The organism is Sphaerisporangium sp. NPDC005289, from assembly GCF_040607455.1.
Taxonomy (GTDB): domain Bacteria; phylum Actinomycetota; class Actinomycetes; order Streptosporangiales; family Streptosporangiaceae; genus Sphaerisporangium; species Sphaerisporangium rhizosphaerae.
Genome location: NZ_JBEXGS010000014.1, coordinates 80,351 through 102,283, shown reverse-complemented (window position 1 = coordinate 102,283; position 21,933 = coordinate 80,351). Strand labels below are relative to the sequence as shown.

General features: G+C 72.7%; 20 protein-coding genes. 7 read left to right on the top strand and 13 right to left on the bottom strand.

Annotated elements, in window-relative coordinates:
- The first annotated feature begins 111 nt into the window (after positions 1-111).
- The gene (locus ABZT47_RS24235) at positions 112-759 is read left to right on the top strand and encodes a phosphopantetheinyl transferase-like protein (RefSeq protein WP_354846155.1); all 648 of its coding nucleotides are present in this window, start codon (positions 112-114) and stop codon (positions 757-759) included.
- Here ABZT47_RS24235 and ABZT47_RS24230 read toward each other — a convergent pair.
- Positions 679-1,731, bottom strand: a complete 1,053-nt coding sequence (locus ABZT47_RS24230; protein ID WP_354846153.1) for a cation diffusion facilitator family transporter — start codon at positions 1,729-1,731, stop codon at positions 679-681. The two genes, ABZT47_RS24235 and ABZT47_RS24230, sit on opposite strands and share 81 nt — an antisense overlap.
- Before the next feature lie 134 nt (positions 1,732-1,865).
- On the opposite strand from ABZT47_RS24230, the gene ABZT47_RS24225 reads away from it, so the two are divergent.
- The 3 genes from ABZT47_RS24225 to ABZT47_RS24215 all read left to right on the top strand — a co-directional run bounded on the left by ABZT47_RS24225 (position 1,866) and on the right by ABZT47_RS24215 (position 4,855).
- On the top strand, positions 1,866-2,360 hold the full coding sequence (locus tag ABZT47_RS24225) for a MarR family transcriptional regulator (protein ID WP_354846150.1): 495 nt from the start codon (positions 1,866-1,868) through the stop codon (positions 2,358-2,360).
- Positions 2,361-2,468: 108 nt separating this feature from the next.
- Entirely contained in the window at positions 2,469-3,296 is an 828-nt protein-coding gene (locus ABZT47_RS24220; RefSeq protein WP_354846148.1) for an LppX_LprAFG lipoprotein, read from the top strand.
- The gene (locus ABZT47_RS24215) at positions 3,293-4,855 is read left to right on the top strand and encodes an MFS transporter (RefSeq protein WP_354846145.1); all 1,563 of its coding nucleotides are present in this window, start codon (positions 3,293-3,295) and stop codon (positions 4,853-4,855) included. The genes ABZT47_RS24220 and ABZT47_RS24215 overlap by 4 nt, the downstream gene beginning before the upstream one ends.
- 27 nt (positions 4,856-4,882) lie before the next feature.
- On the opposite strand, the gene der is transcribed toward ABZT47_RS24215, so the two are convergent.
- From der to ABZT47_RS24160, 11 genes are all read right to left on the bottom strand, one after another.
- Complete coding sequence (gene der, locus ABZT47_RS24210; protein WP_354846142.1) at positions 4,883-6,307, bottom strand: ribosome biogenesis GTPase Der; 1,425 nt, start codon at positions 6,305-6,307, stop codon at positions 4,883-4,885.
- An 89-nt stretch (positions 6,308-6,396) separates the two neighbouring features.
- The gene (gene cmk, locus ABZT47_RS24205) at positions 6,397-7,032 is read right to left on the bottom strand and encodes a (d)CMP kinase (RefSeq protein WP_354846503.1); all 636 of its coding nucleotides are present in this window, start codon (positions 7,030-7,032) and stop codon (positions 6,397-6,399) included.
- A gap of 116 nt (positions 7,033-7,148) precedes the next feature.
- Positions 7,149-8,243 (bottom strand): prephenate dehydrogenase, encoded by a 1,095-nt coding sequence (locus ABZT47_RS24200; RefSeq protein ID WP_354846139.1) that lies wholly within the window; start codon positions 8,241-8,243, stop codon positions 7,149-7,151.
- On the bottom strand, positions 8,240-8,599 hold the full coding sequence (gene aroH / locus ABZT47_RS24195; RefSeq protein WP_354846136.1) for a chorismate mutase: 360 nt from the start codon (positions 8,597-8,599) through the stop codon (positions 8,240-8,242). Before aroH ends, ABZT47_RS24200 begins: the two co-directional genes overlap by 4 nt.
- Positions 8,600-8,648: 49 nt before the next feature.
- Positions 8,649-9,680: a pseudouridine synthase gene (locus ABZT47_RS24190; RefSeq protein WP_354846134.1), complete on the bottom strand. Its 1,032-nt coding sequence runs from the start codon at positions 9,678-9,680 to the stop codon at positions 8,649-8,651.
- 905 nt (positions 9,681-10,585) lie between these two features.
- Complete coding sequence (scpB, locus tag ABZT47_RS24185) at positions 10,586-11,188, bottom strand: SMC-Scp complex subunit ScpB (protein ID WP_354846131.1); 603 nt, start codon at positions 11,186-11,188, stop codon at positions 10,586-10,588.
- Positions 11,178-12,071: a segregation/condensation protein A gene (locus ABZT47_RS24180; protein ID WP_354846500.1), complete on the bottom strand. Its 894-nt coding sequence runs from the start codon at positions 12,069-12,071 to the stop codon at positions 11,178-11,180. The genes scpB and ABZT47_RS24180 overlap by 11 nt, the downstream gene beginning before the upstream one ends.
- A gap of 94 nt (positions 12,072-12,165) precedes the next feature.
- Positions 12,166-13,011 carry an AAA family ATPase gene (locus tag ABZT47_RS24175; RefSeq protein ID WP_354846497.1) on the bottom strand — a complete coding sequence of 282 codons (846 nt, stop codon included), beginning with the start codon at positions 13,009-13,011 and terminating at the stop codon, positions 12,166-12,168.
- Between the two features lie 171 nt (positions 13,012-13,182).
- Positions 13,183-14,088: a site-specific tyrosine recombinase XerD gene (locus ABZT47_RS24170; protein ID WP_354846128.1), complete on the bottom strand. Its 906-nt coding sequence runs from the start codon at positions 14,086-14,088 to the stop codon at positions 13,183-13,185.
- A gap of 41 nt (positions 14,089-14,129) precedes the next feature.
- Positions 14,130-14,726, bottom strand: coding sequence for an NUDIX hydrolase (locus ABZT47_RS24165; protein WP_354846494.1), 597 nt, complete (start codon positions 14,724-14,726; stop codon positions 14,130-14,132).
- Between the two features lie 56 nt (positions 14,727-14,782).
- Positions 14,783-16,453 carry a CTP synthase gene (locus ABZT47_RS24160; protein ID WP_354846125.1) on the bottom strand — a complete coding sequence of 557 codons (1,671 nt, stop codon included), beginning with the start codon at positions 16,451-16,453 and terminating at the stop codon, positions 14,783-14,785.
- A gap of 153 nt (positions 16,454-16,606) precedes the next feature.
- On the opposite strand from ABZT47_RS24160, the gene ABZT47_RS24155 reads away from it, so the two are divergent.
- From ABZT47_RS24155 to ABZT47_RS24145, 3 genes are all read left to right on the top strand, one after another.
- Complete coding sequence (locus ABZT47_RS24155; RefSeq protein WP_354846122.1) at positions 16,607-17,542, top strand: acyltransferase; 936 nt, start codon at positions 16,607-16,609, stop codon at positions 17,540-17,542.
- A gap of 73 nt (positions 17,543-17,615) precedes the next feature.
- Positions 17,616-18,755: a nitronate monooxygenase gene (locus ABZT47_RS24150; protein ID WP_354846119.1), complete on the top strand. Its 1,140-nt coding sequence runs from the start codon at positions 17,616-17,618 to the stop codon at positions 18,753-18,755.
- Positions 18,756-18,874: 119 nt separating this feature from the next.
- Complete coding sequence (locus ABZT47_RS24145; RefSeq protein ID WP_354846116.1) at positions 18,875-19,480, top strand: DUF4126 domain-containing protein; 606 nt, start codon at positions 18,875-18,877, stop codon at positions 19,478-19,480.
- 305 nt (positions 19,481-19,785) lie between these two features.
- Here the strand turns inward: ABZT47_RS24145 and uvrB are convergent, their stop codons facing one another.
- Complete coding sequence (gene uvrB, locus ABZT47_RS24140; RefSeq protein ID WP_354846113.1) at positions 19,786-21,894, bottom strand: excinuclease ABC subunit UvrB; 2,109 nt, start codon at positions 21,892-21,894, stop codon at positions 19,786-19,788.
- Positions 21,895-21,933: the final 39 nt, after the last annotated feature.

Sequence of the window (21,933 nt, the reverse complement as noted above, 5' to 3'; positions counted from 1 at the left end):
GGCGTCGTCAACGACGGCCGGCAGGCCCGCTCGGCGTCATCCCGGACGGCCGAGCGGGCCGGGTTGGGTCTGCGCCCCCCGGCGTGATCGCCGGGCCGTTAGGGTGGGCGGGTGCGCGATTCGATCGTGATGGCCGGGCGTGCCGACGCCGTGCTGGCCGCTGTGGGCGGCACGCTGACCGACACCGAGCGCGAGCGGGCGTCCCGCTTCGTCCGCGAACGTGACCGGGACGACTTCGTGGCCGCCCACCTGCTGGTCAGGCAGTGCGCCGCCACCCTCCTCGGACGGCCCGCCGAGGAGCTGACCCTGATCCAGTACTGCGACAAGCACGGCCCCGGTCACGGCCGCCCGTCCATCGCCGAGGTGCCCGAGCTGGGCGTCAGCCTGTCGCACACGGCCGGGTACGTGTGCGCGGTCGCGGGGCCGGGCCGGGTCGGCGTGGACGCCGAGCACGTGCCGCGGGGCGACGTGGACCGCGGCCTGGTCGAGTTCACCCTGTCCCCGGCCGAGTTCGCCCTGATCGGTCACGACAAGCGGCGGGTGATCCGCCAGTGGGTGCGCAAGGAAGCCCTGGTCAAGCGGGGCGAGCTGACGATCGACGACTTCCCGCTGACCGACCTTTCCGACATGGACGGCGAGGTGGATCCGTCGGGCTCGTCCGGCTGGCGCGGGCGCCGGCTACTGGAGTGGACGGCCGGCGCCGTCATCGGCTGCGCCGTCACCGACCACCCGGCCGAGCTGCGCCGGATCGACGGCTGAGGGCACCGGCGGCCGCGCCGCGCGGCGCGGGGCGTCGGGCCCCGGCGTGGGGTCGAGGAAGACGTGCGTGACACCTCGGAAACGATCCCTCAGCCGGTGCTCGATGTCGTCGGAGACCTGCTCCAGCCGGTCGCCGGAGCACTCGTCCACGAAATCGATCTTCGCGGCGACCAGCACGTCGTCCGGGCCGAGCATCATGGTCAGCAGTTCGACGACCTCGTTGACCTCGGCCCGTCCGGTGATCTCCTCGAGGATCGCGCGCTGGACGCGCGGCGGGGCCGCCTGGCCGATCAGCAGCGAGGCGTTCGCCTTGATCAGATACAGCGCGACGCCGAGCAGCAGCAGGCCGATCACGATCGAGGCCAGGCCGTCCCACACCGCCGACCCGGTGAGCTGGAAGCCCAGCAGGCCGAGGGCGGCCACGCCGATGCCGACCAGCGCCGCGGAGTCCTCGAACACGACCGCCTTGACCGCCGTGTCGGTGGTGTGCACCACGTACCGCTGCGGGCTCACGTTCAGCCGGTCGGCCTCCCTCCGCACCTGGTGGACGGCGCGGAAGAACGAGACGCCCTCCAGCACGAACGCGATCACCAGCACGATGTAGGACACCTTGAGGTCGCCCAGGTCCTCGCCGTCCCTGATCGTCTGCACGCCGTGGGTGATCGAGAACCCGGCGCCGATCAGCAGCGTCGCGCCGGCCGCCATCAACGCCCAGAAGAACCCGGCCTTGCCGTGCCCGAAGGGATGCCGGGAGTCGGCCGGGTGCCCGCTGCGCCGGACCGCGACCAGCAGCAGCACCTCGGTCACCGTGTCGGCGGCCGAGTGCGCGGCCTCCGACAGCATGGCCGACGAGCCGCTGATCAGGCCGGCCACCATCTTGGCCACCGCGATCGCGAGGTTGATGCCCGCGGCCACCGCGACCGTGAGGAAACTCTCCTGGCCGGAATCCGGCTCCGTCGCCTTCTCGCTCATCTCGCCGCTCCTTCCCCCCGTCTGGGCCGGGATACATCGTTCCAGTCGGAAAATTTCCTAAATAAGGGACGATCCGGGGATCCGACCGAGGTCAACCGCCTCATGAACGCTCCCGGAGAGATAGATTCACAACCATGAGCACGGCGGAATCCGACGACCTGGACACCAATTGGCTGAGCGGCGGGGAGCAGCGAGCGTGGCGCGCCCACCTGGCGGCCCACAAGCTTCTCGAGCATCGGCTCGACCGCGAGCTTCAGGCGTCCGGACTGTCGCTGAACGACTACGAGATCCTGGTGAACCTGTCAGAGAGCCCGGGTCATCGCATGCGCATGAGCGACCTGGCCGAGGCCACCATCCAATCTCGCAGCCGCCTGTCCCACCAGATCGCGCGCATGGAGGCCGCCTCCCTGGTCAGCAGGGAGAGCTGCCCGGACGACCGGCGGGGAACGTTCGCGGTGCTCACCGAGCAGGGGTGGGAGACGATGCAGCGGGTGGCGCCCATGCACGTCGCCAACGTCCGCTACCACTTCATCGACCGCCTCACGCCTGAGCTGGTGCAGGCGCTGGAGGTCGCCTACACCCCCGTGGTCAAGCACCTGCTGCGCCTGCGCGCCGAAGAACGCGCCTAGCCTCTCAGGGGCCGTCCGGCCTGGCCGGGCGGGTCCGGGTCGTCCGACCCCAAACCGATACCTGGGAAAGTCGTGGATGCGCCGCCCGCGGTGGCTAGCATCCCGGCTGTGTCGAATAGGTCGCTCGCTTCCCGGTCCCGCCTAGCCGCATCCCCCGGCGACGGTCCCTCCCGGCTCGCCCCCGCGCGCACGGGCCCCTCGCCGCGTACCGCCTCCCGCGACGGCGCACCGCCGCCGCGGCGGGCGCCGGTGCTGGTGACGTGGCTGATCGCCTCGCTGTTGCTGGCCCTGGCCTGCACCTCCGCCTGCACGTCCTCGCCGGGCGGCGACGCGCTGCCGGCCGGACGCGACCTGCTCGACAAGGCCGCGGCGGCGATGCGCGAGGTCAAGACCGTCGCCTTCACGATCACGACCGAGGGCAAGCCCCCGGTGCCGGTCAAGAACGCCGACGGCTCTCTGACCCGTGAGGGCGACGCCAAGGGCACTCTGCAGATCGACGTCCTGGGCAACCTTCAAGAGCTCAACTTCGTTCTGACCGGCGACACCGTCTACTTCAAGGGCCCCACCGGCGGCTACCAGACGATGACCCGCAAGCAGTTGGCCGGCATCTACGACCCCTCGGCCATCCTCAACCCCGACACCGGGGTGGCCCGGCTGCTGTCCACCGCCACCGACCCCAAGACCGAGGCCGCCGAGAAGGTCGGCGGCGTGGACGCCTACCGGGTGGCGGTGACGCTGTCGCAGCAGGTCATCATCACGCTGGTGCCGGGGGTGAACCAGGGGGTCACAGGGCAGGTGTGGGTGGCCAAGGACACCGGCCGCCTGCTGAAGGCGAGCCTGCCGCTCGGCAGCGGCGCCAACACCGGCACGGTCGTGGTCGCCCTCGACGACTACGACGCCCCGGTGACCATCGCCACCCCGAGCGCGAGCCCATGAGCCGTTCCGGCGAACCGGTCCCCGCTTCCTCTCCGGCGCCCCATGCGGAGCCCGGCTCGGCGGCCGCGCCCGCCGGCCCGGTCGCGGTCCGGCGGGTGGCCCTGGGCGTCGGCGGGACGGCCGTCCTGCTGGCCGCGCTGGACGCCTACGTCGTGGTGACCGTCCTGATCGACGTCGCCCGCGACCTTGGCGTGCCCGTCAACCACCTCGAACGGGCCACCCCGATCGTCACCGGCTTCCTGCTCGGCTACGTGGCCGCCATGCCGCTGCTCGGCCAGCTCTCCGACCGGTACGGGCGACGGCCGCTGATCCACGCCTGCCTGGCCGGGTTCGCGGCCGGCTCCGCGGTCACCGCGCTCGCCGCGTCGGTCCCGCTGCTCACGGCCGGCCGCACGCTCCAGGGCATCGCGGGCGGCGCGCTGCTGCCGATCACGATGGCGCTCGTCGGCGACCTGTGGGACGAGCACGCCCGACCGGTCGCCCTGGGGGCCGTGGGCGCGGCGCAGGAGCTGGGCAGCGTCCTCGGCCCCCTGTACGGGGCGGGAGTGGCCGCGCTGGTGGGCTGGCGGGGCATCTTCTGGGTCAACATCCCGCTCGCCCTGATCGCGGCGGTGGCCGTCCACCGGGCGGTGCCGCCGCCCGCGCCGCGCGGCGGGCCCCGGATGCGCGTCGACGTGGTGGGCGGGCTGCTGCTGGCCCTCGCGCTGGGCCTGCTCGTGGCCGGGCTGTACAACCCCGAGCCCGACAAGGCGGTCCTGCCCTCCTGGGGCGTGCCGGCGATCACGGCGGGCGTGGTCGCCGTCGCGGGGTTCGTCGCGTGGGAGCTGCGCGCGCCGGTGCGGCTGCTGGACATGGCCGGCGTGCGGCGCGCCCCGTTCTGGGCGTCGCTTGGGGTCAGCTTCCTCACCGGGGCGGCGCTGCTGGTCACCCTGGTGGACGTGCAGCTCGCCGCCCAGACCCTGCTGGGCGAGGACACCGTCGGGGGTGCGCTGGTGCTCTCGCGGTTCCTGGTCGCCCTCGCGCTCGCCGCGCTGGCGGGCGGGGTGCTGGCCCGCCGGTTCGGCGAGCGGACGGTCGCCGTGGCAGGGCTGGTCGTGGCCGCCGCCGGGTACTTCCTGATCTCCCGCTGGCCGCTGGACCCCGCGGCCGCCTCCTACCCGTTCGGCCTGTCGCGCGTGGACGTCGACCTGGCCGTGGCGGGCCTGGGGCTGGGCGCGGTGATCGCGCCGGTGTCCTCGGCCGTGCTGCGGGCGACCCCCGCCGGACGCCACGGGGTCGCCTCGGCGGCGGTCGTGGTGACCCGCATGATGGGCATGCTGCTGGGCGTCGCCGCGCTGTCGGCCTGGGGATTCCACCGCTTCCAGTCGCTGACGGCCCATCTGGACACGCCGCTGCCGTTCGGCGTGGAATCCGCGGAGTACGCCCGGCGGCTGGCCGAGTACAGCGCGAAGGTCGTCCAGGCGCTGCACACGGAGTACACCGAGATCTTCCTGCTGACCGCCGCCCTGTGCGCCGTGGGCGCCGTGACGGCCCTCGCCCTCCCCCGCCGCCGGCCGTGAGCCGGGCGGGCGGGGAGAGGTGAGCGGCTACTTCTTCTTGGCGGCGCCGCGCTTGTCGCGGATGCGCATGCTGACCTCCACCGGGGAGCCGGCGAAGCCGAACTCCTCGCGGATGCGCCGCTCGATGAAGCGGCGGTAGGTCTCCTCCAGGAAGCCCGAGGTGAACAGCACGAACTTGGGCGGCTCGGTCGACGCCTGCGTGGCGAACAGGATCTTGGGCTGCTTGCCGCCGCGCACCGGCGGCGGGGTGGCGGCGACCAGGTCCGACAGGAAGGTGTTGAGCCGGGCCGTCGGCACGCGCGTGCTCCAGGACTCAAGGGCCCGCTCGATCGCCGGGACCAGCCGCTCGACGTGCCGCCCGGTCTTGGCGGAGATGTTGACCCGCAGCGCCCACGGGACGCGGACGAGCTGGCGGTCGATCTCCTTCTCCAGGTAGTGGCGGCGGTCCTCGTCGACCAGGTCCCACTTGTTGAACGCGACGACCATGCAGCGGCCCGACTCGGTGACCATGCTGATGATGCGCAGGTCCTGCTCGGTGAGCACCTCGGAGGCGTCGATGAGCACGACGGCGACCTCCGACCGCTCCAGGGCGGCCTTGGTGCGCATGCCCGCGTAGAAGTCGGCGCCCTGCAGCTCGCGCTCGCGGCGCCTGATGCCCGCGGTGTCGACGAAGCGCCAGGTCTTGCCGCCCAGCTCGACCAGCTCGTCGACCGGGTCGCGGGTGGTGCCCGCCATCGGGTCGACCAGCACCCGCTCCTCGCCGGCCAGCTTGTTCAGCAGCGAGGACTTGCCGACGTTCGGCTTGCCGACCAGCGCGACCCGGCGGGGGCCGCGCTCGACGCCGAACCGCTGCGGCGGGGCCTCGGGCATGATCTGCAGCAGGACGTCCAGCAGGTCGCCGCTGGAACGGCCGTGCAGGGCCGACACCGGCTGCGGCTCGCCGAGGCCGAGCGACCACAGGGCCGTCGCCTCCAGCTCCATGCGCTGGTCGTCCACCTTGTTGGCGGCCAGCACGAGCGGCTTGCCCGAACGGCGCAGCACCGCGGCGACGGTCTCGTCGGCGTCGGTCACCCCGACCGTGGCGTCCACCACGAACAGGATCACATCGGCCAGCTCGACCGCGATCTGCGCCTGCTCGGCGATGCGCAGCGCCATGCCGGTGGCGTCGGGATCCCACCCGCCGGTGTCCACCAGGGTGAAGCGGCGGCCCCGCCAGGTGCCCTCGTAGGTCACCCGGTCGCGGGTCACGCCGGGCACGTCCTCCACGACCGCCTCGCGGCGGCCGATGATGCGGTTGACCAGCGTGGACTTGCCCACGTTCGGACGCCCCACGACGGCGACCACCGGCAGTGGGCCGGCGTCCGGCTCGGCCTCGGCGGCCGCGCCGTCCTGCTCGAATTCCGCGAGGTCGGCCTCGATCCAGCCGGCCTCGTCGTCGTACTCCCCCGTCACGTCACGTCCGTTTCCATCGGGGCCCATCCTTGCCTCGGCGGCCGGCGGGCGCGGCGCCCCGGAGGGCGTCCCGCTCGCGCGTCACCGGATCAGGTGCGCTCTTTCACAAGTCTGAGGACCTCGGAGACGACCTCTTCGAGGTTGAGCTCCGTGGTGTCCAGCTCGACCGCGTCCGCCGCCATCACCAGAGGGTCGGCCTTGCGGGTCGAGTCAAGGGTGTCACGCCGCGCCATCGCGGCCCGCTGGGCCTCCACGGTGGTGCCGGTCAGCTCGGCGGTGCGGCGCCGGGCGCGGGCCTCGGGGCTCGCGGTCAGGTAGATCTTGACGGGCGCGCCGGGGGCCACCACGGTGCCGATGTCGCGTCCCTCGACCACGATATCGCCCTCGCCGATGATGGCGCGCTGCTCGGCGACCAGCCGGGCGCGCACCTCGGGCACCGCGCTGACCGCGGACACCGCCGCGGTGACCTCGCCGGTGCGGATCTCGGCGGAGACGTCGCGGCCGTCCGCCGTGACGCCCGGGGCGTCCGGGTCGGTGGCGATGACGAGCACCGGCTCGCCGGCCCGGCCGGCGACCGCGGCCGCGTCGGCCACCTCGACGCCGTGCTCGAGCATCCACCAGGTGATCGCGCGGTACATCGCCCCGGTGTCGAGATAGCGCAGCCCGAGCGCGCGCGCCACCCCGCGCGACGCACTCGACTTGCCCGACCCCGAAGGGCCGTCCATGGCGACGACCAGTGCGGTCACGGCATCTCCCTCTGCGTCCCGATTGAGTTGTCCGCAATGAGGGTACCGGGAATCCTCCACCACCCGGGCATCGTCGGCCCAAGCCCCTGACGGGACTAGGGCACGTGCCACCCGTGCGAGCGCAGGGCCTCGGCGAGCACCTCGGCGGACTCGGGCTGGACCGACAGTTCGGCGGCGCCCAGCGGCAGCCCGGGGGCGTGCTCCAGGCGGACGTCCTCGATGTTGACCCCGGCGTCCTGGGCCACCTGGAACAGGCGCGCCAGCTCGCCGGGCCGGTCGCCGACGAGCACCTGCACCACGGCGTACGCCCGCGCGGGCCCGCCGTGCTTGCCGGGGATGCGGCTCCGGCCGGCGTTTCCGCGCCGCAGCAGCTCGGTGACCCGCGCGATGGCCCCGTCGTCGTCCACCGAGACCGCGCGCAGGGCCGCCGCCGCTGCGGCCAGGTCGGTGGCGACGGCCTCCAGGACCTCCGCCACCGGGCGGGCGTTGCCCGACAGGATGACCGTCCACAGGTCCGGATCGCCGCCCGCGACCCGGGTGACGTCCCGCACTCCCGGCCCGGCCAGGCCGAGCGCGGTGTCGGAGGCGCCGACCAGCCGCGCGGCGACGGCGGAGGCGGCCACGTGCGGGGCGTGCGAGATCAGCGCGACGGCCTCGTCGTGCGCCACCGGGTCGACCTTGACGGCGTTGCCGCCGCACAGCTCGATGAGCGACAGCACGGCCGCGACGGCGCGCGGCGAGGTCTCGCGCCCGGGGCAGTACGCCCAGGGACGGCCGAGGAACACATCGGCCCGGGCCGCGCCGGGCCCGGACCGCTCGCGGCCGGCCAGCGGGTGGCCGGCCACGTAGGCGCTCATGTCACAGCCGAGCCGGCGCGCCTGCTCGATGGGCAGCGCCTTGACGCTGGCCACGTCGGTGTAGAAGCGGGCGGCCTCGGTCTTCTGCAGGTCGAGCAGCCAGTCGGCCACGAACTGGGGCGGCACGGCGATCACGGCCAGGTCGACGCGGCCGCCGCCCGGCTCCCACTCGTCCCCGGCGCCGAGCTCGCACGCCACGCGCACCGCACCGGGGCTCTGGTCGGTGAGCTTGACGGTGACGCCGTGCTCGCGCAGGGCCAGGGCGACCGACGTGCCGATCAGCCCGGTGCCGACGACCAGGACGCTCTCGATGCCGTGCGGCCGTTCGTTCACTGGGCGATGTCCACTCTCAGCGCGGCGGCGCCGCGCAGGTAGACGTGCTGGATCTGCTGGCGGGGGCGGTCGGTGGCCACGTGGGCCATCAGCCGGACGACCCGGGGCAGCGCCCCGGGCACGTCGATCTCGCTGGCGCAGATCAGCGGCACGTCGTGGAAGCCGAGCTTGCGGGCGGCGAGCGCGGGGAACTCCGCGGTGAGGTCGGGAGTGGCCGTGAAGATCACGCTGATCACCTCGTCGGTGGTCAGCCTGTTGCGCTCCATGACCTCGCTGACCAGCTCGGTCACTCCCTCGAGGATCGCCTCCCGATCGTTGGAATCGATCTGGACGGCGCCCCGGATGGCCCGCACCATGGCTTTCCCCTCTCGCAGGGCGTCCGGTCGTGCTCCGCTTCCCGCCAGGCTACATTCCCACGGTGGCGTAGAGTTCGCCGACCTCCACGAGGGTGAGCGCGCGCAGGGTGCCCGGCTTGAGCCGGCCGAGCTTGACCGGCCCGAACTCGATGCGGGCCAGGTCGATCACGTTGTGACCGGCGAGCTCCAGCATGCGCCGCACGACGTGCTTGCGCCCCTCGTGCAGGACGACCTCGACCAGGGCCTGCTGACCGTGCTCCTGCACGATCTTGAACTCGTCGGCCTTGACCAGGCCGTCCTCCAGCTCGACGCCCGACTTCAGCCGGCGGCCCAGGTCGCGCGGAATGGGCCCGGGCACCTTGGCCCAGTACTTCTTCTGCACGCCGAAGCTCGGGTGGGTCAGCCGGTGGGCCAGCTCGCCGTCGTTGGTGAGGATGATCAGGCCCTCGGTCTCGGTGTCCAGGCGCCCGACGTGGAACAGCCGCTCGGTGCGGTCGGCCACGTAGTCGGCCAGCGACGGACGGCCCTCGGGGTCGGACATGGTGCTGACGACGCCGATCGGCTTGTTGATCGCGAAGTAGACCAGGTCGGGGGCGGTGGGGATGCGCTTGCCGTCGACGTGGATGACCTGCTTGGCCGGGTCGACGCGGGCGCCGAAGCGCCGCACGACCTGGCCGTCCACGGTGACCCGTCCCTCGCCGATCATCTCCTCGCAGGTGCGCCGCGCCGCGACGCCGGCCTGGGCGAGGACCTTCTGCAGTCGGATGCCGTCGGGCACCTCGGTGGTGTCGCGCTCGTCGGTGTAGCCGGCGGGGAAGAAGTCGGGGTCGCGCAGCGGCTGGCGGGCGGTCTTGAACGCGCCGCCGCGCTCGGGACGGGCGGCCTGCCCGCGCCCGGCCGGGGCGCCGGAGCGCGTCGCCTTGCCGCGCGCAGCGGAAGCGCTGTCGCGGCCTGCCCCGCCGCGGCCCGCGGGCGCGGCGCCACGGCCGAAGCGGTCCTGCGCCCGGCCGCCCTCGGGGCGGCCGTAGCGGCCACGGGTGCCGGCGGACGAGCCGCCGAGCGAGCCGCCGATGGTCTGCACCTCGTCGCGCCGGCCCTCACGCCGGTCGTCGCGCCCGTACCGGCCGCCGGAGCCGCCGGCGAAACGGCCCTCGTCGCGGACGGGCCGGTCGCGGCCGGTCTCGTCCCTGCCGTAGCGCTCGCGGGAGCCGCCGCGCCCGGTGCGCGGAGTCGCGCGGTCGTCGTCGCGGAAGGAACCCCGGCGGTCGTCGCCGAAGGAACCGCGCCGCTCGTCACTCCGGAACGGAGGACGCCGATCGTCGCCGCGCGGGGCACCGCCCCGGTCGTCGCGGAAGGAGCTCCTGCGGTCATCGCTGCGGGACGAACCGCCTCGGTCGTCGCGGAAGGAACCCCGGCGGTCGTCACCGAAGGAGCCACGCCGCTCGTCACTCCGGAACGGAGGACGGCGATCATCCCCGCGCGGGGCACCGCCCCGGTCATCGCGGAAGGAGCCCCGGCGGTCGTCGCCGAAGGAACCGCGCCGCTCGTCACTCCGGAACGGAGGACGCCGATCATCCCCGCGCGGGGCACCGCCCCGGTCATCGCGGAAGGAGCTCCTGCGGTCGTCACCGCGGGGGGAACCGCTCCGGTCGCCGCGGAAGGAGCCCCGGCGGTCGTCACCACGGGACGAACCGCCCCGATCATCGCGGAACGAGCCCCGGCGGTCGTCGCCGAAGGAGCCACGCCGCTCGTCGCCCCGGAACGGGGCACGGCGGTCGTCGCCGGACGCCCCGCCTCGGTCGTCGCCCGGCCTGCCGTATCGCGCGCGAGAGCCGCTCTGGCCGCCTCCTCGCGGGCCGCCTCCGCTCCGGAAGCCGCCGGAGCCGCCACGGGCTCCGGCCCCTCCACGGGAGCCTGAGGCGCCGCCGGGGGCGCCGCCGCGTCCTCGACCGCGTCCATCACCGGACGGGGTACCACGCCTGTTGTTCACTTCTGATGCTCCTCTAGGTTTTCCACGTCGTCGGGGAGGAACGGGGCGAGCGCGGGCAGCTCGTCGAGGCTCCGCAGCCCCAGCCTCTCCAGGAAATACGAGCTCGTGCGGTAGAGCACCGCCTGGCTCTCGGGATCGGTGCCGGCCTCCTCGACCAGCCCGCGCGCCGCCAGCGTGCGCATGACGCCGTCGCTGTTGACCCCTCGTACGGCGGCGACCCTCGCCCGGCTCACCGGCTGGCGGTAGGCCACGACCGCGAGGGTCTCCAGGGCGGCCTGCGTCAGACGGGCCTGCTGCCCGTCACGGACGAAGCGCTCCACCACCGCGGCGCACCCGGCCCGCGTGTAGAGACGCCAGCCTCCGGCGACCTCCCGCAGGTCGAAACCCCGCCCGTCGGCGGTGTATTCCGCCGACAGCTCACGCAGGGCCTCGGCGACCTCACGCGAGGGGCGCTCGAGCACCTGGGCCAGGGTGACCTCGGCGACCGGTTCGTCGACGACGAGCAGGATGGCCTCCAGGCCGGCCCGCAAGCCCGGCTCGGCGGTCTCGCCGGCGGGGACGGGCGCGTCGCCGGGCGGGCGCCCGGCGTCAGGACTCATCGGCTGCATCTTCGCTCTCTCGGCCTTCGGGGTGCGGCCGGCCGCCGGCGTCGTCGCCGTCCTGCCGGTCGCGGTCGCCCGCGGGGCCCTCGTCGTAGTCGTCGACCACCGCGACGTCTCCGTCGTCGGCGCCCGTCCAGGTCACGTGCAGATCTCCGAGCGGCTCTATCTGCTCGAAGGAGACCGCGGCCTCCCGATAGAGCTCAAGGACGGCCAGGAAGCGCGCGATGACCTCGAAGGTGCCCGCGCAGTCGGCGGTCAGGGCCCGGAACGTCGCGGTGCGCACGCGCCGGAGCCGCTGCACAAGGATAGCCGCTTGCTCGCGGACGTTGGCGACCGGTTGGTAGATGTGGGCGGTGGACACCGACGGCGCGGCCTTCGGCGTGAACACCCTCGCCGCGATCTTGGTCAGCCGCTCGGGGCCGATGCCGAGCACCAGTTCGGGCAGCAGCCCCGCGAACTGCGGCTCCATGGGCACCGACCGGGGGAAGCGCAGGGCCTCCTCGGCCATCCGGCCGGCGAAGACCTTCGCGACCTCCTTGTAGGCGCGGTACTGCAGCAGGCGGGCGAACAGCAGGTCGCGGGCCTCCAGCAGCGCCAGGTCCTCCTCGTCCTCCACCTCGCCCGTGGGCAGCAGGCGGGCGGCCTTGAGGTCCAGGAGAGTGGCGGCGACGAGCAGGAAGTGGCTGGCCAAATCCAGGTCCCACTCGGGGCCGCGGGAGCGGATGTGCGCGATGAACTCGTCGGTCACCTGGTGCAGGGACACCTCGGTGATGTCGAGCTTGTGCTTGGAGATCAGCGCGAGCAGCACGTCGAAGGGGCCTTCAAAGACCTCCAGGTGCACCTGGAAGGCGTCCGGCCTGGCCTGGGCCGTCTCGGGCACTGGGGTCACCGGCCCATTGTCCCGCACGGCGGCCGCCGCCGCGCGGGACCGCCCTCACGGCCGGCGGTGCGGACCGGTCGGCGGTGCGGGCGGATCAGCCCTCCTGTGACCAGCGGGCCAGGACCTCGCGGGCCAGCTCGCGGTAGGCGGTGGCGCCCATGGAGGCGGAGTCGAACTGGGTGATCGGCTCGCCGGCGAGGGTGGCGTCGGGGAACCGGACGGTGCGGTTGATCACCGTGTGGAAGACCTTGTCGCCGAAGCCCTGCATGATCGTCTGGAGCACCTCGCGCGCGTGCAGCGTACGCGGGTCGTACATGGTGGCCAGGATGCCGTCGATCTCGAGGTTCTTGTTCAGGCGCTCCTGCACCTTGGTGATCGACTCCATCAGCAGGGCGACGCCCCGCAGCGCGAAGAACTCGCACTCGAGCGGCACCATGACGCTGTGCGCGCAGGTCAGCGCGTTGACCGCCAGCAGGCCGAGCGAGGGCTGGCAGTCGATCAGGCAGATGTCGTAGTGCGGGAGCAGCGGCTCCAGCGAGCGGCCGAGGGCGTACTCGCGGGCCACCTCGTTGACCAGCCGGATCTCGGCGCCGGACAGGAAGATGTTGCTGGGCAGCAGGTCCATGTTCTCGACGCTGGTGGCCAGCAGGACGTCCTCGGCGGTGACGTCATGCTCTTCCATGATCAGGTCGTAGATGGTCGCCTCGAGCGGGCGCGGGTCGATGCCCAGACCGACCGAGAGCGCGCCCTGCGGGTCGAAGTCGACGAGCAGGACCTTCTGCCCGCACTCGGCGAGCGAGGCCCCGAGGTTGATCGTCGTGGTGGTCTTGCCGACGCCGCCCTTCTGGTTGACCATGGCCACGACCCTCGCGGGGCCGTGCGTGGTCGGGGGCACCGGATCTGGGAAGACGGGACGCGGCCGGCCGGTGGGACCAAGGATCCCGTCGCTCCTGGTGTCACCCCATCCACCCTCGGGGGCACCGGGAATCTCCCGGATTGAAGCGTCTGTGGTCGCAGTCACCAGTTGAACCTCCCTGACGGCCCCGAACCGGACCGTCCGGACGGACACTATGGGGTGGGCACGTAAGCGGCAAGGCGACGCGCCCGAGAGCTATGAAGTTGGACGATCGGCCCCGTCTTGGACCGCCGCGTAGGCCGCGCGGAGCCGGTCGACCCCGACGAGGGTGTAGACCTGGGTGGTCGCGACCGAGGCGTGGCCGAGCAGTTCCTGGACAACCCTAACGTCCGTTCCTCCGTCGAGGAGGTGAGTTGCGAACGAATGGCGCAACATGTGCGGCGAGACACCGGTCAGTCCGGCCCGCTCGGCGGCCGACCGCAGCACCTCCCAGGCCCCCTGGCGGGTGAGCCGGCCTCCGCGGGCGTTGAGGAACAGCGCCGCGCCGCCGCCCCCCTGCGCCCAGATCAGCGGCCGTGCCCGCGCCAGGTAGGCGCCGAGGGCCTCGCGGGCGAACCGGCCGATCGGCACCACGCGGGCGCGCCCGCCCTTGCCCCGCAGCCGCACCCGCTCGGGCTCCACGTCCTCCACGGTCATCCCCACGGCCTCGGAGATGCGCGCCCCCGTGCCGTACAGGACCTCCAGCAGGGCCCGGTTGCGGTGGGTCAGCGGCGCGTCCTTCGGCCCGGCGGCGGCGATGAGCCGCTCGACCTCGGCCACCCCGATCGCCTTGGGCAGGTGACGCAGCCGGCTCGGCGGGTGCACCTCGCGCGCGGGGTCGTGCGCCGTCATCCCCTCGCGCGCGGCGAACCGGTGCAGCCCGCGCACGGCGGAGACGGCCCTGGCGGCCGAGCTGGCCACCAGGGCGGGATGACGCTCGTCGCCCTCGCGCAGGGCCGTCAGGAACGCCTCGACGTCCGCCTCGGCCACCTGGGCCAGGGACGGGCACCCGCGCGAGCGCAGGTGCTCCAGATAGCGCCGGAGGTCACGCCGGTAGGAGGCGAGGGTGTTGACCGCCAGGCCCCGCTCCACCGCGAGGTGGGCGAGGTAGGCGGCGGACACGGCCTCGGCGTCGGCGTGTGCGCTCAGGACGGGACCTCCTGTCAGGCCTCCTCGGCGTCGGCGGGACGCAGGGTGGTGAAGCCGTCCGGCAATGCGGCGTACGCGGCGAGAATACCCGCGACGGCGGGACCATTGTGGATCATTCCGCTCAGCGTCTTATGCACGGCTTCGAGCAGCGGAACCCATACGACGGGCATGTCCACCTCCTCGTGCCGGCGCTCGAACGCCATCTCCTCCTCGGGGATCGCCTCCAGATCGCGGGCCAGGAAGACGCGGATGCGCTCGTCGGACATGCCCGGCGAGGTGAAGGTGTCCAGCAGCGTGTGCCAGGTCTTGGCCCGGTAGCCGGACTCCTCGGCCAGCTCGCGCGCCGCGCACTCGACCGGCGGCTCGCCCTTGACGTCCCGGATGCCGGCGGGCAGCTCCCACAGCAGCTTGCGCACGGGATGGCGGTACTGCCGCAGCAGCAGCACCCGGTCGTCCTCGTCGAGCGCGACGACGGCGACCGAACCGGGGTGCACGACGTAGTCGCGCTCGGCGACCTCGTCGCCGGGCATGCTGACGGTGTCGGTGCGCACCGTGATCACCCGCGCCGTGAGGTGGACGCGCTCGCCCCGCACCTCCCAGGAGGAGGGCACGTCCTGGACGTCCTCGGTGCTCAGGTCGCGGGCGGGCGGGCGGCCCGGGGCGGCGCTCACGCGCCCCGCCCGGCCTTGGCGGCGGCCTCGCGCACGTCGGCGTAGGTCAGAGCCGCGTCGATCAGGCCGCGGAACAGCGGGTGCGCGCGGGTCGGGCGGGACCGGAACTCCGGGTGCGCCTGGGTGCCGACGAAGAACGGGTGCGTGTCGGCGTCCAGTTCGGCGTACTCCACGAGCCTGCCGTCCGGGGACAGCCCGGAGAACACCATGCCGACCTTCTCCAGCGGTTCGCGGTAGGCGTTGCCGACCTCATAGCGGTGGCGGTGGCGCTCGCTCACCGTTCCGGTGCCGTACAGCCCCCGCACGATCGACCCCTCGGCGAGCCGGGCGGGGTACAGGCCGAGCCGCATGGTGCCGCCCATGTCGCGCTCGCCCGCCACCACGTCCTCCTGGTCGGCCATGGTGCTGATCACCGGGTCGGCGGTCTCGGGGTCGAACTCGGTGCTGTCGGCGCCCTCGATGCCGGCCAGGTTGCGGGCGGCCTCGATGACCATGCACTGCATGCCCAGGCAGATGCCGAGCAGCGGGACCTGCCGCTCGCGGGCGTGCCGCACCGCGCCGAGCTTGCCCTCGATGCCGCGCACGCCGAAGCCGCCGGGGATGAGCACGCCGTCCACGCCGTCGAGCTCGCGCTCGGCGCCCTCGGGGGTCTCGCAGTCGTCGCTCTTGACCCAGCGGATGTTGACCCGCGCGTCGCAGGCGAACCCGCCGGCGCGCAGCGCCTCGGTGACCGACAGGTAGGCGTCGGGCAGGTCGATGTACTTGCCGACCAGCGCGATCGTGACCTCCTTGGCCGGGCGGTGCACCCGGCGCAGGAGCTGGTCCCACTCGTGCCAGTCGACGTCGCGGAACGGCAGGCCGAGGCGGCGGATCACGTAGGCGTCCAGGCCCTCGGAGTGCAGGACCTTCGGGATGTCGTAGATGCTCGGCGCGTCCACGGCCGACACCACGGCGTCCTCGTCCACGTCGCACATGAGGCTGATCTTGCGCTTGAGCGAGGTGGTGATGGGCCGGTCGGAGCGGCAGACGATGGCGTCGGGCTGGATGCCGATGCTGCGCAGCGCGGCGACCGAGTGCTGGGTCGGCTTGGTCTTCAGCTCGCCGCTCGGGCCGATGTACGGCAGCAGCGAGACGTGCAGGAAGAAGACGTTGTCCCGGCCGACCTCGTGGCGGACCTGGCGCACGGCCTCGAGGAAGGGCAGCGACTCGATGTCGCCGACGGTGCCGCCGACCTCGGTGATGACCACGTCCACGTCGGGGCCGGCCATGCCGCGGATGCGGTCCTTGATCTCGTTGGTGATGTGCGGGATCACCTGGACGGTGTCGCCGAGGTACTCCCCGCGCCGCTCTTTGGCGATGACGTTGGAGTACACCTGGCCGGTGGTGACGTTGGCCGAGCCGTGCAGCTCGGTGTCCAGGAACCGCTCGTAGTGACCCACGTCCAGGTCGGTCTCGGCGCCGTCGTCGGTGACGAAGACCTCGCCGTGCTGGAAGGGGTTCATCGTGCCGGGGTCGACGTTGAGGTAGGGGTCCAGCTTCTGCATGGTGACCCGCAGGCCGCGGAGCTTCAGCAGGCGCCCCAGGCTCGAGGCTGTCAGCCCTTTGCCGAGACTGGAGGCGACGCCTCCGGTGACGAACAGATGCTTGGTGTTTGCGGCGCTGCGCAAGGAGGGTCTCCCGTGGTCCGTTCTGATCGTGGCCGTCCGACGGGCGACCTCGTGTCCACGGGCTCTCAGGATATCAAAGGACGCTCGCGAAGTGCCCGAACGGTCCGGGGCGTCCGTTCCCTGCATGCTAACCAAGCGGTAACTTTTCCGGTTATGTCACCCCGTGATGCACTACGCCGGATCATCAACGGCCTCATCCACCGCGCGTGGGCCGCGATCCGCGCGACCGGAGCGGTCACGCCCAAGACCCCGGCCGGGTACCGCTTCCGCCGCCTCGGCGAGGGGGCGTGCCTGTCGTTCCCGCAGGGAGCGATCTTCGGGGAGGCGTGGATCGAGATCGGCGACCACACGCTGGTCGGGGAGCGCGTCTCCATCTCGGCCGGCATGGGACCGGGGGTCGACCTCGGCCCCCGCTCGATCGTCCGCGTCGGCGGCGGCTGCTCCATCGGGCGCGGCAGCCACATCGTCGGCCACCAGTCGATCGACATCGGCGACGACGTGTTCACGGGACCGTACGTCTACATCACCGACCAGAACCACGTGTACGACGACCCCGAGCTGCCCATCGGCCGCCAGTGGCCGCGCAACAACCCGGTGTCCATCGGGTCCGGGTCCTGGATCGGCGCCGGGGCGGTCATCCTGCCCGGCACCCGCATCGGCAGGCAGTCGGTCGTCGCCGGCGGCGCGGTGGTGCGCGGCGAGTTCCCCGACCACTGCGTCATCGCCGGCGTCCCGGCCCGCGTCGTGCGCCGCTACACCCCCGAAACCGGCTGGCACTCCCCCTCCGAGGCCCCACCGCCCCCCGGTGGCTCTCCGTCCCCGGCCGACCTCGCGGCCCCGGAGATCCTCGCGGCGCCGAACGGTCCCGCGATCCCGGACGACCCCGCAGGCCTGGACGACCCCGCGGACCTCGACGACCCCGCGATCCCGCACGACCCCGCGGGCCTGGACGACCCGGCACTCATGGACGACCACTCACCCGTCCCCGGACGGATGCCGGCGCCGATCCCCGCGCCGGTCGCCGCACCCGCCTCCGCGCCGATACCCGAGCCGGTCTCCGAGCGGGCCGCCTCGCTGCCCACCACCTGACCGCCGGCCGCCCGGCACGCATCGTCCGGTAACGGACCTGGACCGGGGCGGTCGCGCGGGTTACCGTCGCGGCATGCGGACGGGAATCAGTGACATGTTCGGGGTCGAGTTCCCTCTGTTCGCCTTCAGCCACTGCCGGGACGTGGTGGCCGCGGTGACCAACGCGGGCGGGTTCGGCGTCCTCGGCGCGGCGGCCCACTCCCCCGAGCAACTCGACCGCGAGCTGTGCTGGATCGACCGGCAGGTGCGCGGCCGGCCGTACGGCGTGGACGTGCTCGTCCCCGCGCGCATCGACCGGGCGGCGGCCGACCCCGCCGAGCGGCTGCTCGACCACATCCCCGAGGTCCACCGCGACTTCGTCACCCACCTGTTCGCCAAGTACGGCGTGGGCAAGGGCAAGCCCTTCACGCTCGGCTCGGTCGGCGGCCACGCCGACGAGGTCGGGCGCCGGGTCACGCACTCCGGCGCGACCGGTCTGGTCGACGTGGCGCTCCGGCACCCGATCCGCCTGATCGCCAACGCGCTCGGCCCGCCGCCCCCGGCCATGGTCGCCAAGGCCCGCGCCGCCGGAGTGCCGATCGCCGCGCTGGTCGGCACGGTCGAGCACGCCCGCCGCCAGGTCGCCGAGGGAGCCGACCTGATCGTCGCCCAGGGCACCGAGGCCGGCGGGCACACCGGCGAGGTGTCCACGATGGTGCTCGTCCCCCAGGTCGTGGACGCCGTGGCGCCGATCCCGGTGCTCGCGGCGGGCGGGGTGGCGAACGGCCGGCAGATGGCCGCGGCGATGGCCCTCGGCGCCGAGGGCGTGTGGTGCGGCTCGGTCTGGCTCACCACCGAGGAGGCCGAGACCCCCTCGGTCGTCAAGCGCAAGATGCTCGCCGCCACCTCCCTGGACACCGTGCGGTCGCGGGCGCGCACCGGCAAGCCGGCGCGGCAGCTCGTCTCGGCCTGGACCACCGAATGGGACGAGGCCCCAGAGAGCCCCGGGCCGCTGCCGATGCCCCTGCAGATGCTCCTCGCCGAGGGGGCTCTGGCACGCATCGGCGACGCGGCGGAGAACGGCGAGCCGGGCGCCCGGGAACTGGCGAACTACTTCGTCGGCCAGGTCGTCGGCCAGCTCGACCAGGTCAAACCGTCCCGCCAGGTCGCCTACGAGATCATCGAGGAGTTCGCCTCGGCCGTCGAGCGGCTGCGGCGGATCACCGGCGCCTGATCCCGCCGCCGCCCGTTCGAACACTCACGCGACTTCGCGACGCCGTGCTTGACGGCGGGAACGATGGGCATCTGCTCATTCGTCTTCTCCATCGGAAAGCATGGAAAGGTGGAGGTGCGATGCTCGCGGCGCTGACCGGTCTCGGGCTGTCCACGGCCGCGGGGCTCAACGCCTACATCCCGCTGCTGGTGGTCGGCCTGCTGGCCAATTTCACGAACGTCGTCCGGCTGCCGCACGACTACGCGTGGCTGACCAACGGGTGGGTGCTGGCCATCATCGGGGTGCTGCTGGTGGCCGAGATGGTGCTCGACAAGGTGCCGGTCGTCGACCACGTCAACGACATGATCCAGACGGCCGTGCGTCCCGCCGCCGGCGGCGTGGCCTTCAGCGCCACACAGGCGGCCTCGCAGCTCGACCACTCCACCTGGATGGCGCACAACCCCTGGGTGAGCTGGGTGCTCGGCATCGGCGTCGCCCTGGCGGTGCACGTGATGAAGGCCACGGCCCGGCCGGTCGTCAACGTCTCCACCGCGGGCGTCGGAGCCCCGGTGGTCAGCACCATGGAGGACGCCGGGTCGCTGGGCATGAGCCTGGTCGCCGTCTTCTTCCCGGTGCTGGTCGTCGTGGGGCTGGTCGTGCTGGCCGTCCCGGCCTGGTGGGCCTTCCGCCTCCTGCGCCGGCGCCGCGCCCGCAAGATGGCGTCCCGCCTCCCGCAACCCTCCTGACCGCCCCGCCACCACAGGACCACGCGGCGATCGGGATCCACCGCGGCCGGCTGCGGACCGGTATCGGTTCGCAGGCGGACGTCGAGCTCGATCTTCGCAAGGTCATCCGTTGGCGGGCGCCGCCGGCGACGTCGAACACCCGGCCGAGGCCCGCGTGAGCGCGGGGCCTCGGCCGCTCGGTGGACGGTGGTCAGTGGACGGTGGTCAGTGGACGGTCGTCAGCGGACGGCGGGTCAGTGGACGGTCGTCAGCGGACGGCGGGTCAGTGGACGGTCGTCAGCGGACGGCGGGTCAGTGGACGGTCGTCAGCGGACGCCGGCCTCCCGCATGTCGCGGACTTCGCGTTTGAGCTCCTTGATCTCGTCGCGGAGGCGGGCGGCGACCTCGAACTGCAGGTCGGCCGCGGCGGTGTGCATCTGCTCGGTCAGCGACTGGACCAGCGACTCCAGCTGGGCCCTCGGCATCTCGCCGGCGATGGCCTTGGCGTGCTGGCCGGTCTGGCGGGCGCTCAGCCCCGGGACCGGCGCCTTGCCGCGGCTCTGCTGGCGGCCGCCGCCGAGGAGCTGCTCGGTGTCGGCGTCCTCCCGGACGAGGGAGTCGAGGATGTCGGCGATCTTCTTGCGCAGCGGCTGCGGGTCGACGCCGTTCGCCTCGTTGTAGGCGACCTGCTTGGCCCGGCGCCGGTTGGTCTCCTCGATCGCGCGCTCCATCGAGGGCGTGACCCGGTCGGCGTACATGTGGACCTGGCCGGAGACGTTGCGCGCCGCGCGGCCGATCGTCTGGATCAGGGACGTCTCGCTGCGCAGGAAGCCCTCCTTGTCGGCGTCGAGGATGGCCACCAGCGACACCTCGGGCAGGTCGAGGCCCTCGCGCAGCAGGTTGATGCCGACCAGGACGTCGAACTCGCCCATGCGCAGCTCGCGGAGCAGCTCGATGCGGCGCAGCGTGTCGACCTCGCTGTGGAGGTAGCGCACGCGGATGCCGAGCTCGAGGAGGTAGTCGGTGAGGTCCTCCGACATCTTCTTGGTCAGGGTGGTGACCAGGACCCGCTCGTCCTTCTCGGCGCGCTCGCGGATCTCGTGGACCAGGTCGTCGATCTGCCCCTTGGTCGGCTTGACGACCACCTCGGGGTCGACCAGGCCCGTGGGGCGGATGACCTGCTCGACGACCTCGCCCTTGCTGCGGCCGAGCTCGTAGGGCCCCGGCGTGGCGGACAGGTAGACGGTCTGCCCGATGCGCTCGAGGAACTCCTCCCACTTGAGCGGGCGGTTGTCCATGGCCGAGGGCAGGCGGAAGCCGTGGTCGACCAGGGTGCGCTTGCGCGAGGCGTCGCCCTCGTACATCGCGCCGATCTGCGGCACGGTCTGGTGGGACTCGTCCAGGACCAGGACGAAGTCCTCGGGGAAGTAGTCGAGCAGGGTGTTGGGCGCGGTGCCCGCCTCGCGGCCGTCGATGTGCCGCGAGTAGTTCTCGATGCCGGAGCAGGTGCCGACCTGGCGCATCATTTCGATGTCGTAGGTGGTGCGCATGCGCAGCCGCTGGGCCTCCAGCAGCTTGCCCTGCTTCTCCATGGTGGCCAGGGTCGCGGCCAGCTCGGCCTCGATGTCGCCGATCGCGCGCTCCATGCGCTCGGGGCCGGCGACGTAGTGGGAGGCGGGGAAGATGTAGAGCTCCTCGTCCTCGGTGATGACCTCTCCGGTGAGCGGGTGGAGCGTCGCCAGCTTCTCGATCTCGTCGCCGAACATCTCGATGCGGACGGCGAGCTCCTCGTACTGCGGGATCACCTCGACGGTGTCGCCGCGCACGCGGAAGGTGCCCCGGGTGAAGGACAGGTCGTTGCGGGCGTACTGCATGTCGACCAGGCGGCGCAGGAGCTGGTCGCGCTCGATCTGCTGGCCGACCTTGAGCCGGACCATGCGGTCGACGTACTCCTGCGGGGTGCCGAGGCCGTAGATGCACGACACCGAGGCCACCACGACGGTGTCGCGGCGGGTCAGCAGCGAGTTGGTCGCCGAGTGCCGCAGCCGGTCGACCTCGTCGTTGATCGAGGAGTCCTTCTCGATGTAGGTGTCGGTCTGCGGGACGTACGCCTCGGGCTGGTAGTAGTCGTAGTAGGAGACGAAGTACTCGACCGCGTTGCCGGGCAGCATCTCGCGAAGCTCGTTGGCGAACTGCGCGGCGAGCGTCTTGTTCGGCTGCATCACCAGAGCGGGGCGCTGAAGCCGCTCGATGAGCCAGGCCACGGTGGCGGTCTTGCCGGTGCCCGTGGCGCCCAGCAGGACGTTGTCCTTCTCCCCGGCCTTGACCCGCCGCTCGAGCTCGGCGATCGCCGCCGGCTGGTCGCCCGAGGGGGTCATGTCGGTGACGACCTGGAAGGGCGCCACCCTGCGCTGCAAATCAGTTACCGGCCTCACATCTCCATAACCTACGCGCCGCCACCGACAATTCCGCCG